The 15262-nt window shown below is 41.4% G+C and carries 16 protein-coding genes and 1 tRNA gene; 7 read left to right on the top strand and 10 right to left on the bottom strand.

Annotation, left to right across the window (positions count from 1 at the left end; genetic code table 11):
• Positions 1–22: 22 nt before the first annotated feature.
• Complete coding sequence (gene coaD, locus HKX40_RS10115; RefSeq protein ID WP_171589460.1) at positions 23–520, top strand: pantetheine-phosphate adenylyltransferase; 498 nt, start codon at positions 23–25, stop codon at positions 518–520.
• A 16-nt stretch (positions 521–536) separates the two neighbouring features.
• Entirely contained in the window at positions 537–791 is a 255-nt protein-coding gene (locus HKX40_RS10110; protein WP_171589459.1) for a YfhL family 4Fe-4S dicluster ferredoxin, read from the top strand.
• Between the two features lie 113 nt (positions 792–904).
• Here HKX40_RS10110 and HKX40_RS10105 read toward each other — a convergent pair whose 3' ends face one another.
• From HKX40_RS10105 to pth, 5 genes are all read right to left on the bottom strand, one after another.
• Positions 905–1261 carry an MOSC N-terminal beta barrel domain-containing protein gene (locus HKX40_RS10105; protein ID WP_171589458.1) on the bottom strand — a complete coding sequence of 119 codons (357 nt, stop codon included), beginning with the start codon at positions 1259–1261 and terminating at the stop codon, positions 905–907.
• A gap of 42 nt (positions 1262–1303) precedes the next feature.
• Positions 1304–3772: an AsmA family protein gene (locus HKX40_RS10100; RefSeq protein ID WP_171589457.1), complete on the bottom strand. Its 2469-nt coding sequence runs from the start codon at positions 3770–3772 to the stop codon at positions 1304–1306.
• Between the two features lie 120 nt (positions 3773–3892).
• A complete protein-coding gene (ychF, locus tag HKX40_RS10095; protein ID WP_171589456.1) occupies positions 3893–4984 on the bottom strand; it encodes a redox-regulated ATPase YchF in 1092 nt (363 codons plus the stop codon).
• 80 nt (positions 4985–5064) lie between these two features.
• Positions 5065–5844, bottom strand: coding sequence for a CPBP family glutamic-type intramembrane protease (locus HKX40_RS10090; RefSeq protein WP_171589455.1), 780 nt, complete (start codon positions 5842–5844; stop codon positions 5065–5067).
• Between the two features lie 135 nt (positions 5845–5979).
• On the bottom strand, positions 5980–6579 hold the full coding sequence (gene pth / locus HKX40_RS10085; RefSeq protein WP_171589454.1) for an aminoacyl-tRNA hydrolase: 600 nt from the start codon (positions 6577–6579) through the stop codon (positions 5980–5982).
• Between the two features lie 325 nt (positions 6580–6904).
• Here pth and HKX40_RS10660 point away from each other — a divergent pair, with 325 nt between their 5' ends.
• The 5 genes from HKX40_RS10660 (at position 6905) to HKX40_RS10065 (ending at position 11431) form a co-directional block, all read left to right on the top strand.
• Positions 6905–7918, top strand: coding sequence for a TonB-dependent receptor plug domain-containing protein (locus HKX40_RS10660; RefSeq protein WP_216605233.1), 1014 nt, complete (start codon positions 6905–6907; stop codon positions 7916–7918).
• A complete protein-coding gene (locus HKX40_RS10655; RefSeq protein WP_216605232.1) occupies positions 7905–8570 on the top strand; it encodes a TonB-dependent receptor domain-containing protein in 666 nt (221 codons plus the stop codon). The genes HKX40_RS10660 and HKX40_RS10655 overlap by 14 nt, the downstream gene beginning before the upstream one ends.
• Positions 8571–8846: 276 nt before the next feature.
• The gene (locus tag HKX40_RS10075; RefSeq protein ID WP_171589453.1) at positions 8847–9545 is read left to right on the top strand and encodes a hypothetical protein; all 699 of its coding nucleotides are present in this window, start codon (positions 8847–8849) and stop codon (positions 9543–9545) included.
• Positions 9542–10522, top strand: coding sequence for an alpha/beta hydrolase (locus HKX40_RS10070; protein WP_171589452.1), 981 nt, complete (start codon positions 9542–9544; stop codon positions 10520–10522). Before HKX40_RS10075 ends, HKX40_RS10070 begins: the two co-directional genes overlap by 4 nt.
• 84 nt (positions 10523–10606) lie before the next feature.
• Entirely contained in the window at positions 10607–11431 is an 825-nt protein-coding gene (locus tag HKX40_RS10065) for a siderophore-interacting protein (protein ID WP_171589451.1), read from the top strand.
• A gap of 128 nt (positions 11432–11559) precedes the next feature.
• On the opposite strand, the gene HKX40_RS10060 is transcribed toward HKX40_RS10065, so the two are convergent.
• From HKX40_RS10060 to lolB, 5 genes are all read right to left on the bottom strand, one after another.
• A complete protein-coding gene (locus HKX40_RS10060) occupies positions 11560–12189 on the bottom strand; it encodes a 50S ribosomal protein L25/general stress protein Ctc (protein WP_171589450.1) in 630 nt (209 codons plus the stop codon).
• 168 nt (positions 12190–12357) lie between these two features.
• Positions 12358–13308 carry a ribose-phosphate pyrophosphokinase gene (locus HKX40_RS10055; protein ID WP_171589449.1) on the bottom strand — a complete coding sequence of 317 codons (951 nt, stop codon included), beginning with the start codon at positions 13306–13308 and terminating at the stop codon, positions 12358–12360.
• A gap of 86 nt (positions 13309–13394) precedes the next feature.
• Positions 13395–13471, bottom strand: a tRNA-Gln gene (locus HKX40_RS10050).
• Between the two features lie 173 nt (positions 13472–13644).
• A complete protein-coding gene (gene ispE, locus HKX40_RS10045; protein WP_171589448.1) occupies positions 13645–14529 on the bottom strand; it encodes a 4-(cytidine 5'-diphospho)-2-C-methyl-D-erythritol kinase in 885 nt (294 codons plus the stop codon).
• Between the two features lie 145 nt (positions 14530–14674).
• Positions 14675–15262, bottom strand: a complete 588-nt coding sequence (gene lolB / locus HKX40_RS10040; RefSeq protein WP_171589447.1) for a lipoprotein insertase outer membrane protein LolB — start codon at positions 15260–15262, stop codon at positions 14675–14677.

Raw genomic sequence — 15262 nt, 5'->3', positions numbered from 1 at the left:
TTTTTTGGTGAGAGAGACACTCATGTTAATTGCTGTTTATCCTGGTACTTTTGACCCAATTACAAGAGGTCATGAGGATTTAGTGCGCCGTGCTTCTGGTATTTTCGAACAAGTTATTGTCGGCGTAGCAGCCAGTCGCGGTAAGAATCCATTTTTTACACTAGATGAACGTCTAAGCATCGCTCAAGAGGTATTAGGACATTATCCTAATGTCACTGTTAAGACTTTTGATGGCTTACTCAAAGACTTTGTACGCCAAGAAAATGCTCGCGTTATTATCCGTGGCTTACGTGCAGTGTCTGACTTTGAATATGAATTCCAAATGGCGGGTATGAACCGTTACCAGCTTCCTGATGTTGAAACGCTATTCATGACACCTTCTGACCAATATCAATTCATCTCTGGAACTTTTGTCCGAGAAATTGCCATGTTGGGTGGTGATGTGAGTAAATTCGTTTTCCCTTCTGTCGAACGCTGGCTTATTGAGAAGGTGGCAGCTCGCAAACAAGCGCTCAAATAGTAGGTAGTAAGAAATTATGGCACTCATTATTGATGACGAATGCATCAACTGTGACGTCTGTGAACCCCAATGCCCCAACGATGCAATTTATATGGGGCCTGAATATTATATTATCCAACCAGAAAAGTGTACTGAATGTGTCGGACACCATGATGAACCTCAATGCATGTCTGTCTGTCCTGTAGACTGTATTCATCCCAATCCCGAATGGAGCGAGACTCCTGAGCAGCTCATGGAAAAGTTCAAACGTCTTCAAGCGGCTAAAAAATAGTCTCTATTGAGCCACCCATTATTCTTACGCTGTTTTTCCTTTTAAATAGATTCCCCTTGTTTTTCAACCAAACAAGGGGGAGTCATGGTGGCTTACAAATATATTTGCTACCTTTATACTTTTTTCATCAAGCGGACAGGTTGCCCTAAGTACACACTAAACCACTGTGCGGCTAAGTCACCCTCACTCACAGTTCGTACGGTTGGTGCATCTTGTGTTATGGTTATCCATTCAAATGCACTCTCATCATCTTCAATAACTTCCATAGGAATATCAAGACGTAGCATCCCCTCTGCTCGAAGGACTAAATAACCAAACTTAATATCCACCTGAATATCTGCAAGCTTAGGGGTGGTTGCTGGCACTACCTGCTTCTGGGCATCTACTATCACCCAACGATGTTGGTATTCCTTGTCAATCTCTCTTCCCACTACCGCAGGACAGTGCATAATTGGGGTATAACTTATCATAGGCTCTTTTGTGTTTATATAATTTTCCACTACACTAATTTTTTATCGATTTAATAATTTATCTAACTGCAATTTCACATCAGGTGAAGATAACGGTCCCAACATCAACACTGGTAACTCCACACTTTTCACCTGGACAGTAACAGAGCCTCTTTTTACTTTAAATGGACGTTTTGTTTTCAACGTGGCAGGCAGGTATAAATAATCCATACCAAGATGATAATTCCCCACATTGGGTTTAGCATTTAGCACTAAAGTCGGTGTAGAAACTGTAAACTTCTGGATTAACAACTGCTTATCTTGCCATTGAGACTCTAAAACAATCTGGTTAAAGTCAGTACTTATCCCCTCTTCACTTGCTAAAGAAGCTGATAAATCCCAAGGATTGGCATAGTCCTGAGGTTGTGAAAGCATCTCATCAATGTTCACCCCTTGAATTCTACCTTGCTTTGCTGTAATAGCCAGCTTGGCGTGCAATGCATCAAGCAACGCCTCCTCGGTATCCCCACGAGAGGAGAACTCAGCTTTCATCTGTGCTATACCACTTAATTTTGGATTATCTGTCACAGAAGAAAGAAGTGTCTCAATTTGAATATCACTCAGGCTAACATCACCTGTCAATGCCTGATTCTTGAGAGAGTATTCTCCATTAGCAAAAAGTTTGCCGCCATAGATATCCGCACGAACAGATTTAACTTTTACATCACTATGATTGAACAATAAAGTCGCCCCCACATTGTCTAGACCCACTCTATCATAAGAAATATGTTTGAAGTTAAAGGTCCCTACCCCACTTAAACGGGATAGAAGTTCCTGTTTTAAAGTCAGACTACTGTTCCCCTCGGCAAGAGTCATTTTTGTATCGACACTAGCATCTTGTGCGGCACTTGTTGTTGATTGACTCTCTGCTGTGGTTGCAGAGTTATTAGCATTGGCTAAAGAGTTATTTTGTGTAGATGTATCAGTGTCTGCAGCTGGTTTAACTGAATTAGCTGAATTACGCTCCCCTCCTAGAGGCAAACGTACATCACGTAGGAAAGCCTTTAGGTCAACTTGATTACCACTCACATCAAAACTCACTCGGGGGTGGAACAAGTCTTCAATGCTTCCTTGTACATCAATACTTCCCTGAGTAGCTAAGGCAGTAAGGAAGAAATTAACACGTTGCTCCCCTAATAAAGTCTGAATATGGCCTTTTAACGGAATGGTTTGTGTCTGCTGCTCTTGCAAGGTTAGACCACCCGATAAATCAGGTAATTCAACTGACTGTTTAAATACACTAATCTGACCTGACGATGATAAATCAAGACCAATAGATTTATCCCCATCAATTTTGTAGCTCCCCGATAAGTTAATTTTGTCTACATTCAACAAAATTGCCGTCCCTGTCATCTTATCAAGGGAGAATCCTAAATCCACCTGCTTAACAGGACTTTTAATTTGCAATTTACCCGTTAATGGTTTTCCCCCTGCACCACTAGGAGAAATATCAAGTGCAGGAGCATCAAAAGAGATAGAAAGACTTTGTTTATCCTTGCTATCTACTTTAGAATTAAATTTTAAGTTATCTAATGCTAAGCTCAAATCACTCACGTTATAGTTAAGCTTTGGAGCTGATAGTGTGGCAGAAACCGTTTTAATACCTGACTTTTCTGTGCCTTCTCCAAGTACTCGCACATCTAAATCAGTCCCTTTAAGAGCATTCTCTAATGTATCTATAGAAACATTGCCTTTGATATTAGCTTGCGTAAGATTCAATGTCCCCCATTTCCCTTTAAGGTCTGCACTCAGGCGGTTAAACGCATATGTTTGATTAAGAGGCTTAAGCAGCATCAACCCATTAATTTCAAGGCGAGCATCTACTTGATTCTCTTGTCCGGTCAAATGCCCTGCAAGATTTAAATCAAACTGTTGCCCCTCTGTGATACGTCCTGTCCTAATGGTCATATCCTGTAAAACAAGATTATTTTTTGTGTCTTGATAGTGTAAAACACCGTGGTTTAAAGTCAGACCAGCAATATCAATTTTGAAGTCGGTGTTCTGTACCCGTTGCTGTAATGAGTCTGAATCCAGCCCACTCTTGCCTCCTGCCTCCTGCTGCGGTTGGAGGGAATAACGCAATAAATCCTCAAAGTTATAGGTACCGTCCTTATCACGACGAATATTAGCTTTAAGACCATCAATCGCCAAGTGATCCACTAAGAATCGGTTGGACACAAGGGGCCAGAGAGCAACCGCTAATCGCACCTTATCAATGGCGACAAACTGCTCCTGACTACCTGGCTCTGATAGAGAAATCTGGTTAACGGTCAAACCAATACGTGGAAACAATGATAAGTCAATATCACCGTTTACCACCAACTCACGGTTATATTGTGTTTTGATTAGTTGCGCTAATTTATTCTTATAAGCTGAAGGGTCAAAATTTAGAATAAAAACAGCAACCCCAATAAAGGCAACTATCAGTAAGACAACACAACTGATAACTATACGTTTAAACCATTTTTTCATTGCTTACATCCTATTGGCCATCATAGACAACCATACCAAGCAAACATCAGGGAGACTTATTACATCAACAACAAGAGTTGGTTTATCCCATATCCTCAAACCAACCCTTTATTGGAAACACTAAACATTAAACAAGAAGTTCAATACATCACCGTCTTTAACAACGTAATCCTTGCCCTCTGCACGCATCTTGCCTGCTTCTTTTGCACCTTGCTCACCTTTATATTGAATAAAGTCTTCAAAAGCTATTGTCTGAGCACGGATAAAACCTCGCTCAAAATCAGAGTGAATAACCCCTGCTGCTTTGGGTGCTGTATCGCCAACATGGATGGTCCATGCACGTACTTCCTTGACTCCTGCTGTGAAATAAGTTTGCAATCCTAGCAATTTAAAGCCAGCACGAATTACTCGGTTTAGACCAGGTTCCTCCATACCCATATCTGCCAAAAACATTTCTTTATCGGCATCATCCAAGTCAGCAATTTCTGCTTCAATAGCAGCACATACCGCAACGACTGGAGCATTTTCGGCAGCAGCATATTTTTGCACTGCCTCTAGATGGGGATTGTTTTCAAAACCATCTTCCTTCACATTAGCCACATACATCGCAGGCTTAGCTGTAATAAAACCATAAGGCTTAATTACAGCAAGCTCCTCTTCATCCAAACCAAGAGAACGAATGGCTTTGGCTTCGTTTAATACAGGAACGATTTTCTCTAGTACTGCCGTGAGTTTCTGTGCATCTTTATCACCTGCACGGGCTACTTTTTGTGATTTTAATAATGCTTTTTCAGCTGTTGCCAAGTCTGCTAAAGCTAATTCCGTATTAATCACTTCAATATCATTGACTGGATCAACCTTACCAGCCACGTGAACAACATTCGCATCTTCAAAACAACGCACTACATGCACAACCGCATCTGTTTCACGGATATTGGCCAAAAACTGATTCCCTAAACCCTCTCCTTTAGAAGCCCCTGCCACAAGTCCCGCAATATCCACAAACTCTACTGTTGCAGGTAAAATACGCTCAGGCTTTACAATTTCAGCCAGCTGATTTAGACGAGGGTCTGGTACTTCTACAATACCCACATTGGGCTCAATCGTACAGAAAGGATAGTTTTCTGCTGCAATTCCTGCTTTTGTCAACGCATTAAAAAGTGTGGATTTTCCCACGTTAGGCAAACCAACAATGCCACATTGTAAAGCCATAATAATCCTTAAAAATAAAAAGTCTCTATGTTAAGAGACATCAACTAAATACAGTAAGAATGATTTTAGCAAAATTCACTCTATGAAAACATCCATGACAAGGCTTCTGCGGGAACAAACTGCAAAGCCATCCATAGTAACAATACTGGCACCCCATTAAATAAGGCATGCATCACCACTCCGCAAGCAAAACTATCGCGCACACGCATCCACGCTATAACCATGCCTGTTAGCCATTGTGGGAGAATTAAAAATGGCAAGAGCCACATATCACCTAGTGCAGGTAACTCATAATTCATTAAATGCAAACTCGCAAAAACCAAAACTGAACCATGAAATACCCACGGAAAGAAAGTGCAATACCGTTGCCTCCAAGCAAAAGGTAGAGCTTGAGCCTCACCAGTTTGCCTTTTTAAGTCTAATAGCACAAATGACAGGACAATACATCCTACGATGGCAATATTTAGCCAGAGCATTTTGCTAATAAAGACAAAAATTAACAAAGGAATATATACCAATGCTAGCTTAGGACGGCGCAATCCATATCGAAACAGCAACTCTTCTACCAAAGGAGCCCAAACCGCAGCTAGTAGCACCAGATAGGGGGTATCCACTTTAATCCGGTGTGTGGCCCCTAACTCTTCTGACGCAACTAATGCCAGAGGTCCAAGCACTACCATATTAAAAAACCATAGAAAAAACAACCACTTCCACAATAGCTTAAACGATGTATGTACTTTAAAATCACTCCACCAACCATCCCCACGACGCACGGGTAAACGCACACCGAGAGAAGGTTTTTTTATGTACTGCAAAAAGTCGTGCAAATCTTGAAAAAAAGAAATGCTGTTATTTTTCATAGGTTTTAATCCTTTTGTTATTGCTATTTTCCATAAATACCATGGGTATGCCAACATAGAATGCATATGCACTTTATCCCTTGCTATATGGCAAGTACCCATTATCACACTATGATTAGCCCACTTGTCGATAAATTAACCATTTTTAGGGGCTGCTAATGCACGTGAAGCAAGATTTTTATCCCCTTTTAATAAAGCCTCTATGCTAACCCTACCACGAGTCAGACTCCCCTCAATGAGTGACATATCTTCCTTACGGGGTGGATGTAGCACATAATCGGCGACCTGTTGTGCTAGTCCCAGTGTGCGTGGATGCCCCACACCAATACGCAAACGCCAGAATTCAGGACTTCCCATCTGTGCTTGGATATCCCTTAAACCATTGTGCCCAGCATGACCGCCACCTTTTTTTAGCTTAATCTCACCTGGAGGAATATCCAGTTCGTCATGCAATACCAAAATCTCCTCAACAGAGATTTTATAAAACTGGGCTACCGCACGTACCGCCTGCCCAGAACGATTCATATAGGTAGTTGGCTTGAGTACATAAACATTGCCATTTAAGGTCTTAAACTTTGCCAATTGACCATGTAATGAACTTTCCATGGCAAAGTTTGTCTTATAGTCTTCCGCTACTTGATCCGCTAACCAAAACCCTACATTATGACGAGTTGCTTCGTATTGAGGACCTGGATTCCCTAGCCCCACAATCAACCGAATTGAAATATCTGACATAGTAATTCCTGTGATGTGAATAGCGTATTTTAATCTAATCATCCACCTAGCAGGGATTTCTTCTTTTTTCTCAGACAGATAAACTCTGTTACTAGCGTTGTTTTCAAACAGCGTTATTATTTCAAATCACACTGATAAATTACTAAATGTAAAAGAAATGAATTTATTTTTCTGGCTATTTTCTAACATCCTTTATTGATGCCATCATTAGCAAAGCCAAAATTATTTCATAATGTAAATTGTTATTGGTGATAACAATTCTCATTTTGATTATCAATAAAGCATAATGAAACTACTTTTTTAACCCTAATATAGGAGAGATTTCATGCAGTCAACCCCTCTGCATTTGTCTGTTTTATCCCTTTTACTAAGTAGCACAGTATATGCTCAATCTGCTACATCCCCATCAACCCCAGACACCGTACACACCGCAACCAATACCACAACAACCAACACAACACCCTCTACGGACGACACAAGTGTTGTTACCCTTGATAAAGTCTATGCTACTGCAGAACAACAGTTACAACAATCGCTAGGAGCCTCAATTATTACAAGCAAAGATTTGGAACGTACCCCTGTTGTTAACGATATATCCGAAATTGTACGTACTATGCCAGGTGTCAATCTAACAGGAAATACAGCATCAGGACAGCGCGGTAACAAGCGCCAAATTGATTTACGTGGTATGGGTCCAGAAAATACTCTGATTCTTATTGATGGCAAACCTGTCACCTCACGCAATACAGCTCGAATCAGTATGCGCGGAGAACGCAACACCACTGGCGATAGTAATTGGGTTCCACCTGAAGCAATTGAGTCTATTGAAGTCATTCGCGGCCCTGCTGCAGCACGTTATGGCTCTGGTGCAATGGGTGGTGTGGTTAATATTACTACTAAGAAAATCACCAATGAATATTCTGGTTATGTCAGCTACTATACTAATCGTCCTGAAGATAGCGATGAAGGAGCCACTAACCGTATAGGTTTCTTATTTAGTGGTCCTATTGTCAATGATAAATTGGCATTCCGCATCTATGGTAGCATGAACAAAACTGATGCAGACTCTCCTACTATTAACAGTGCTGCTGGATCTGCTACTGCTGCAGGTATTGAGGGAGTGCGTAATAAAGATATTGCAGCACGCTTTGACTGGAAGCTAAATGATAATCATAGTTTGACATTAGATGCAAGCTTTAGTCGCCAAGGTAATATCTATAATGGTGATACACAAAATAGTAATGCAGGTGGTATTACCTCACAGCTACTAGCAGATGGAGTAGAAGAAACCTCACGTATTTATCGCGAGTCTTTTGCATTGACACATGATGGGCATTGAATTTCAGAAAAATGGCTATCAAGCGTCTCTCACCTATTTCCATAACCACTATACCAATAAAATTACTGCAAGTGATTATGCTGTAGATGATTTTACTGTACGCTCTTCTGGTGGAAGCGGTGGACGTGGTGGTTCTGGAGGACGAGGGGGAGCTACTACAGCCACACAATATAGTTTTTTAGAATGGGTAAATACACCTAGTGCAACTATTGCAGGGATAGAAGGAAATCTTGTGATTCCACTACACAATACCCTTAAATGGAGTACTAACTTCACTTATATGCAAAAATCCGAAGACTATCAAGGCAACCCATTATCATTAATCCCTAAATATACTGTTAACAGTACCCTCTCATGGATTCCTAATGAGAACTGGGATGCCAATATTACCTACACACAATACGGACGTATTAAACCGCGTAGTGTAGCCACTAAAAACCTAGAGACTCGCTATACCCAATCTCTTGAGGTACCAAGCTATGGCATTGTTGGAGCTAATGTAGGCTATACATGGAAACATGGTCAAGTTCGTGTTGGTGTAAGTAATATTTTTGATAAAAAACTCTATCGCAGCAATGAGTCAGCATTTAATGCACAAACCTTCAACCAACATGGACGCTCTTACTACGCTAGTCTAAGACTTAACTTCTAGTTTTCTTATGAATGCTTATAAGTATTTATGATGATGACTAGCCTCCATCATGCACCCATAAAGCAGATGGAGGAAGCAGAAATTTAGGGAAAGCCCCTGAATGACTTTCCCTTTTTTCTTTTATTTATATATAATAATTCTCATTCTCAATATTATATTGGCTGTTTATGATAATGGGATTCTGTACTTAAACAGTTCATACTCCTTTTTTATATGAGTATGCCTTAATTTTCTTACAAGCCATATACATCAATTTTTTAATAGGATGTTATCAAAATGAAAAGATTTTCTAAGATACTTTTGGCCGCATCTCTCAGTCTAGCTAGTTCTGTAACCTTAGCTAAAGGGTTTGGGCATCAGCAAACCGTCAATTATGCAGGACAAGACGTTAGCGTTTTTGAAACCTCAGCTCGTGTACTTGGCAATGCACAAGGAACAGCTCCAGAGTTAGTTAATGATATTTATGATGGATTAGGCAAAGAAAAAGTTCCTGGCTATAAAATCCAAGTAATGAGTCGTAATTATTCATTAGCCGCCGATGCCCTTCCTCTTAAAGAAGGAAACGGCTGGATGGATAGCCGTCATATCCACCGTGGCATTAAATTATTGTTGGGAATCCCTGTCAAGGATGGAAAAGTTGAACTTGACCATGCCTCTGTCCTTGCCTTGGGTCTAATCATTGACAAGACTGATGTTCCTGAATTCAAAAAAGAAGACAAGATTCGCCCTCGTGGACAACAAATTGTAAAAAAAGAAGCTCAACTTGCTAATGTCACAGTGAAAGTAGATGAATTACAATTACCTGATATGGAAAGTGGTGAAACAAGTGGCGGTGGTGTGAAACTTTCTGCTTCTGCTGATATTAATGGCAAACCACTCAAAGTCTCTATCAACAGCACTTTCCGTGAATTTAATACTGCAAAACCTGATGCTAAACGCGGTTTTAATGCAGATGCTCGTTTAATTCAAAAATGATACGTTATTTTATTGTCTCATTACTGTTGGCAGTCTTACCGGCTGTCAACAGCCTAGCACACACAAAAGCAAATACTCCGCCTGATATGACTCGCCAAGCGGATTTAAGTCTTTTTACTCAAAAAAATACTGGGTATCGTTTTCAAACAGTGGATTTTAAGGATGCTCAAGGAGCCCCTCGTCATCGTGTGCATATTCTTATCCCTGATAGAAAACCCACAGCTACAGGATTTCCAGCACTATTTGCCTTAGACGGCAATGCCTTACCAGAGCTACTAAATGCACAGCAATTACGACGGCTATCAGTGGAGTCTCCACTTGTTTTTGTCTTCATTGCACCTGCCAACAATTTAAGGCTAGATGGAGATGCTCGTGCCTATGACTATACTCCACCAGACACCGATGGGAAGCCTCTTGTGGACGCTTTAAATCCTAGTCGCAAAAACGGTGGCGCAGAAGAATACCTGCAACTGATTACTCAACAGATTCGCCCAGAAGTCGCTAAATTAGTCCCTTTAAATACTCAACAGCAGACGCTCTGGGGGCACTCCTACGGAGGTTTGTTTGTACTTTATGCACTATTCCATCAAGCTGGTTTCTCACAATATATTGCTGCAGACCCCTCATTATGGTGGCAATCTGGGCTTTTCATGCAACAAATGGATACCATTCTCGCACAATCACCTCAGTTTCATCACACCCAACTTTGGATAGAAAAAAGTGGTAAAGAACGCAAGAAAGTCGGTCAAAATGCAGAACAACAAAAACTAATTCAGGCACGAGAAAAAGCAGCTGCTACAGCTACACCTGAATTACATCGTCAATTTGCACAACGATTAAGTGCATTGCCTGGCTTAAAAGTACACTATCAAGATTATCCTAATGACACCCATGGTAGCCTATTTTCAGGTTCATTTTTACGTGCCATTGATATTGCTACAACTACCCCTACAAACACAACAAAAGGACAACCATGATAACTGCTCAAAAAACTGCGGCAATCCTCATAGACACATGCCGAAAGTTTAAATCTATCAACACTTAAATCATAGAATACATCAATGGATACAACATCTTTTTCTAACCCTAAACGACCACGGTTAATCCAAGTACAAAGCTGGTATGATATTAGCCCCAATCTGCGTCGTATTGTCTTTCATAATGCTGAACTCTTTGATTACCCCTTTGAACGTAATGGGGCACATATTAAGATTTTTCTTCCCCTGCCAGGACAAACCAAACCCGAACTGCCTCAAATAACAGATAGAGGTCCACGTTGGTTAAACAAGGCAACAGCACCCATCAAACGCTCCTATACCTTAAGTGGTTTTGACAGGCAAGCCTGTAGCTTAAGTATTGATTTCGTATTACATGGAGAAAATGGTCCTGCCTCTACTTTTGCAGAGCATGTACAGATAGGACAAACGATTGGCATTACCCCTCCTCGCGATAAAAATTTATTTGAAGGTGGTGTTGATGCCTGTCTTCTTGCTGGCGATTTAAGTGCATTACCTGCAATTACCGCTATTCTGGCAGACTTACCTGAAACAACCTATGGTGATGTATTGCTATGGCTACCTTGTGAATCCGATACCCCCAAAAATTTACAAAAACCTACCAAGGTCAAAATCCATACTTTTACACCAGACCATTCACTAGAAGCATTAATACAGCAGTTCTCTCAATGTCGTCCTGAGACGGAAAATGCCCGCTATTGGATTGCTGGAGAGGCCGCTATGGTGGATTCATTACGGCATATCGTACGCCAACAATGGCAAGTTCCTGCTCGATACTGCTATGCTGTACCATTTTGGCGATTAGGCGAAAGCGAGGAGCAGTACCATCAGAGTCGCCATGCCTTTATGGATGCTATGCCAGAGGAATAATGGGAAGTCTGTACCCAAAACAAAACCCAATGTAGAAAGATACATTGGGTTTTATTAGTTTGAAAACCACCACAACATGTAAGCCTATAAAAACTAAACTACCGTTCTGGTGGTGTAGACAGCTAAAATTATTCAGCTGCTGCTGGTGGTTCTGCTGCTGGAGCAGCTTCTTCAGCAGACTCTTCTTCACCTTCCACTGCACCCTTAGGAGCAACAGCAGAAGCAAGAACAGGATCATCACCGTGAACGATGAATTCAACACCTTTAGGAGGAGCAACATCGCTTAGGTGAACAACACCACCTGCCTCTAGTTTAGACAAATCAACTTCAACAAAGTGTGGAAGATCCTTAGGCAAGCAAGAAACTTCAATTTCAGTAACGATGTGAGCTACTTGGTTGCCACTACCTTTAACAGCAGGAGACTCCTCTGCACCAACAAAGTGGAAAGGCACTTTAGTGTGAAGTTTTTGATTAGCGTCAACGCGTTGGAAATCAATATGCAATACTTGTGGTTTGTAAGCATGCCATTGAACAGCACGTAATAACACAGTTTCAACTTTACCGTCTAGGTTCATTTCAAGAACTGAAGAGTGAAAGTCTTCTTTACGCACAGCATGGAAAATTTCGTTGTGATCTAATTCAATGCTAGTTGCTTCGCCCTTGCCACCGTAAACGATACCTGGCAAACGACCAGCACGGCGCAGGCGGCGGCTCGCACTCGATCCCTGTACGCTACGTGTAGTTGCAGAAAATTTCATGGATAACTCCAAAATAAAACGTAACTCTTACGCTAAAATTTGTGCATTTCTCAAAATATCGCACAAGTCAAACGTCGTTGTTACATCAGTTAAATAAAAACTCCGTCAAAACAACGGAGCAACGAAAAGGGTTGTCGCCGCGACCAGCCACAACCCAAAAACTTGTCACTACTCAGCAAACATGGCACTTACTGATGCCGCTGTAGAAATACGCAGAATAGTTTCACCTAATAAAGCAGCAGTAGATAATTGACGAATTTTACCACATTGTTTAGCTGCATCGGTCAAAGGAATTGTATCTGTCACAACCAATTCGTCAATATCAGAACCACTAATACGCTCAATTGCTGCTCCAGATAATACAGGGTGAGTACAATAAGCATACACAGCTTTGGCCCCACGCTCTTTTAAAGCAGTAGCCGCCTTGGTCAAGGTACCTGCTGTATCCACCATATCATCCATAATGAGACAAGTACGTCCATCAATATCCCCGATAATATTCATTACTTCAGAGACATTAGCACGAGGACGACGTTTATCAATAATAGCCAGGTCGGTCTCTAATTGTTTGGCCAGTGCACGTGCACGCACCACACCACCTATATCAGGAGACACTACAACCAAATCCTCAAACTGACGGCGAGCAATATCAGCTAGCAAAACAGGACTCGCATAGATATTGTCTACAGGAATATCAAAGAAACCTTGGATTTGGTCAGCATGTAAATCCATCGTCAATACACGATCAACTCCTACTGACTGGAGCATATTAGCCACAACCTTAGCCGTGATTGCCACACGTGCTGAACGAGGACGACGATCCTGACGAGCATAACCAAAATAGGGAATCGCCGCTGTGATTGTACCAGCTGAAGCACGGCGTAACGCATCGACCATCACCATGATTTCCATAAGATTATCATTGGTAGGTGCACAGGTTGGTTGTAAGATGAAGACATTGCGTCCGCGGACATTTTCGAGGATTTCTACCATCACTTCGCCATCAGAGAAACGGCCTACGGTCATTTTTCCTAGTGACATATCCAAGTGATTAGCAACATCGACGGCCAGCTTGGGGTTTGCTGTACCAGTGAAAATCATGAAATTGTTATCGGCCATGATAATGAGGAAGAAGTGAGGAATTAAAAATAAAAAACCGCTTATCCAACAGCCTCTATAGGATGTAGCATAAACGGTCCATATGGTGGCTGGGGCGGAAGGATTCGAACCTTCGCATGCCGGAATCAAAATCCGGTGCCTTAACCAGCTTGGCGACGCCCCAACTCTTTATTTTTATCAAGACTGCTTAAATTGCCTGCCTGACAAGAACTAAATTATGACAGAGTTTTCTTCTCTTGAAAAGCACTCAAAGCCAAAACCACTATATTTTTTATTTTAGTGTTGTTTATAAGCAACTTTTAACTTTTTAAAGTGGTCTTTAGTCTTTACAACCTCTTATTTTGATTTAACCACAAAAAGTCCTTCTATCTTTAATGCAGAGGGGTGATGTGCATGCCACTCTACTACCCTATCCCTCGCTTCTTGAGCCTTTTCTAAAGACAAAAATGGAGCAAAAAAGCAAGAACCCGATCCCGTCATTCGTAAATCAACTCCTGCTTCACCGCGTAATCCTGCTATCAGTACAGCCAATTCAGGGAATAATTTCAAAACCACGGCTTCTAAATCATTGCGTGCAAAATGTTGTGCCTGCTCCATCAATATACGCCCTTGTGCCAACTCTTTTGCTGACAATATAGGGCTATTACGCACCAGGTCTTTATCTTTAAAAATCAATGAAGTAGGAATAGATAGATGAGGACGCACGACAAGATAATACAAAGGAGACAAATCAAAAGCCATCAACTGCTCACCAACTCCCGTAGCAATAGCTGTCTTGCCAAAAATAAAAAATGGAACATCAGCACCTAACTGTACTCCCAAAGCACGCAATGCTTCATTAGAGAGCCCAGTCCCCCACAACTGATTAAGTGTCATCAATGTAGTTGCCGCATCACTAGATCCTCCACCTAATCCAGCACCACTAGGGATTTGTTTAAACACTTCGATGTCTGCTCCCAGCGAACAGCCAGTGTGAGCTTGTAAGAGCTTAGCAGCACGGACCACCAAATCCTCTGACTCAGGAATCTCCGCTATCTCATTACAACGCCGAATAAGCCCATCTTTACGCACTGAAAAACGTAAGACATCCCACAAATCAATAAGAGTAAAAAGAGATTGCAAATTATGGTAGCCATTCTCAGTGCGCCCAACCACATGAAGAAATAAGTTTAATTTAGCTGGTGCCTGTACTTCCACTTGGGCTGACAAAGCTTCTGACATTTTTACCCTTTATATGAAAAAATCATTAAAATCAACAGAAATTTAAGGCTACTCCTTACTGATTTAATCCTTATTTTAGGTAAACCTCAAAATCTTAGAGTATCCCAGTAATTCAGTAAAAAAACAAACTCTTAATTCGCTTCTCTTACTCCATCACAATACGGATGGTGATGCGTTCAACCGCCTGTTGATTCACCAACTGAAAACGCTTAGGACCTTCCGCATCATAGTTCTGAGCAACGACTGTCCAGCCGGCTTGGGTAAACTTTGTTAACCTGTGTTGCCCATCATACTCAGCCGCTTCTAATGTTAAATCAGGCATTGGTTTGCCATGAATCCAATATTGCAAACCACTAACAGGGAAAACACGTCCAATCACCTCTTGGACAAGCATGTCTGGATGCTCTGCCTCAAAAACCTCCCCATTTGCCCTTGTCAAACGGGAAAATCCAGGCCGCACCTCAATACGAGCAAGCACCTGCCCCAACGGATTACTTAAGTCCAAAACAACATGCTGCCCCGTTGACTGCCAATCAAACCCTCCCTGCACAGAATCAGTATTTCTCTCTTCTGATTTATCATAGACTAATACCGAAAAACGCCCTTCTCTATGCAGTTGAGAACTAATAGATGCTGCTCCCTCCCCTTCTGCTTTTGTGCGATTCTCCAGAGAGCTACAAGCACTCAATACCACCATAACCACTAATACTGCATAGTGCCACCATTTTTTCAT

The organism is Pelistega europaea, from assembly GCF_013133775.1.
Classification (GTDB): domain Bacteria; phylum Pseudomonadota; class Gammaproteobacteria; order Burkholderiales; family Burkholderiaceae_B; genus Taylorella; species Taylorella europaea.
Note: the sequence above shows the minus strand (reverse complement) of the source record. Positions and strands in the feature narration are given on the sequence as shown.